Source organism: Psychroserpens sp. BH13MA-6 (assembly GCF_052983595.1).
Genome location: NZ_JBRJGE010000026.1, coordinates 1 through 2,491, shown reverse-complemented (window position 1 = coordinate 2,491; position 2,491 = coordinate 1). Strand labels below are relative to the sequence as shown.

Here is a 2,491-nt window from a genome sequence, read left to right as displayed (position 1 = left end):
GTTGCATTACACGGATTGTCATTTTCAGGTGGACAAGCCAATAGTTGTATCGGGCTACTATTAATCACACAATTCACATCTTGGTCATTGCTCACAGTCACTACAACATCTACTAAAAATGGGAATGGCCCTATTTGATAAGTGCCAGGAGTAGTTACCGGAACTGTTGTAGCGTCTATGTTATTTGATATGGTTAATGATGTGGCATCACCCAATGAGGTCACATTCACATCAATCAAGAACTGATCGCCATTGTCACAGTCGTCTATCACCTGATAGGTCGCCGTTGGATTAATACATGTCGCACAAGCAACCGTGTAATCTATACCATCTGAACAGCAGAAGCTGCCTGACTCACAACTCACAGAACCATCTGACTGAATCTGAAATGAAATCGTATCTCCTGTTGACTGGAATGTCAATCCTGTGATGTCGCCGTCATTACCCTCGCCATTGTATAGCTCGGTACCATCGGTATCGAACACTACAAGGAAATCAAACGGTGCTCCCTCAATCTCACCCAAGTTAATCGTAAAGTTTAATGGCGAACCATCTGAACTCGTATAGGTAAATATCTCTGAATCATTGTTGCCGTAACATAACGAGCCTGTTATTGGACCAGCTGCACAGTCAACATCAAAGTTCGTCTGAATCGTCGTAGTGAAATTAACAGGGCCTGACCAAATACTAAACTCACTTCCGCAGTCTGCTCGTACCCAAACCTCATAGGCCGTTTCAAAACTAAGACCCGTAATATCTGCCGATGGTACACCTACTGTTGTCCCTGGACCTGTAGGCTCGCCTGTACCTGCTGGGACCACAACGTACTCCCATGAGGTCTCCCCACTGTTAGCTGTCCAACTGATATCTGCAGTCGTACCTGTGATATTCGCAACCGTGATTCCACTAGGGGGAATACAGAACGAACCACAAGACTCAACACGTATAAAATCTATAGCCATATCTCCCTCAAAGCCTGTGCCAGCACCGCCGTAACTAAACTCTAAGTAAATCACTTGACCAAGGTAAGCGTCTATATTGATCCCTACTGGAACCCAAGCCTCACTATCTGCCGTCTGATAATCACCAGCCCATGTAAATACATTCGTGAAAGGACCTGCTGGATCCGTTCCTACACCTACATTGAGCGTCCCCATATCATCTCCAAAAGCATGGAAAAAGAATGAAAGCTCAGCTCCGTCAAGCGCAGAAGTCAAATCAATCCCTGGGCTTATCGCAGATGCAATATCTGAAGCATTACCTGAGGCCTCGTACTCAAGGTGTGTCCCTGAACCACCGTCATAAGCATTCGCTGGTCCTGTACCAAAAGAGTTGCCACCTGCAGCTGTAATCTGCCAGTTACCGTTAGAACCATCAAAGTTCGTCCCGGTCCAACCCGATGGTGGATCCTGATCAAAATTCTCTGTAAATATGAACGAGGAGTTCCCCGTAGCACAAGTCACTCCAACTGGTGGTGGTGGCGGTGTGTTTAATGTCATAAAGTTTATTGGACCAATCCAGCTACTAAGCCCGTCAACACCACAGTCTCCTCGTACCCAAACCTCATAACCTGTGGTTGGCGTTAAAGACATCGCCGTATATGGATTGTCTGTCGTTGAAACACCAGATCCTGTTGGAATACCTGTCCCTTGTGGCTGTACAACAACCTCCCAAGAGGTATTTAAACTGCCTGGGGTCCAGCTGATATCTGCAGACGTGTCTGTGATGCCATCAACTGTCAGACCCGTAGGCTCTGGACAAGATGGAATCGCTCGAACTCTAAAATTATCAACAAATACATCGTTATCAGCAGTATCGTCAACAGTACCCTCTGATCCTAAAATACCAAACTGTACTGTCTGGCCTGAATAAGCTGTAAGATCGAACACAACCTGTGTCCCTGTAGCAGGAACAACACTCGTGTTATCCCATGTTAATAGTACCGTCCATGTCGCGCCATTATCCGTAGATATCAAAAGCTCAACCGTGTCATCAGATCCTAACGTACCTGCCGTAGTAGAACTACCAAACTGCATGATCCCAAAATCAAAGTCTACCTGAAAAGGACCTCCTGTTAAATCAAACTGTGGAGATAGAATCCAATCGCTCTTCGCTGCCTGCCATAAATTAATCTTGTAGGCACCTGAAAATCCATTATTAAGAAAGCCATCAGCAACCCAGTCTCCCGCTCCTAATCCCGTAGGACCACTCGCAGCATCACCATCACTAGCCTCATCCCAACAGTTTGGAATAATCGTCGCAAAACCTTCTAAATAGTCCGGAACAAAGACATCACAAGCCGTCAAAAAGTTCACAGGTCCTGTCCAGTTACTAAAACCATCAGCACCACAATCACTTCGTACCCATACCTCATAATCCGTCACAGCTGTTAATCCTCCAACTGTATAAGGATTGTCTGTCGTTGAATCTCCCGATCCTACTGGCTCACCTGTACCAATCGGCTGTACCGCAACCTCCCAAGTACCCTCTG

The 2,491-nt window shown here is 46.0% G+C and carries 1 protein-coding gene; it reads right to left on the bottom strand.

Features of this window, described 5'->3' with window-relative positions; all coding sequences use genetic code 11:
- Positions 1-2,491, bottom strand: a 2,491-nt coding sequence (locus ACU8DI_RS15255) for a fibronectin type III domain-containing protein (protein ID WP_447113657.1), incomplete at both ends; no start/stop codon positions are given.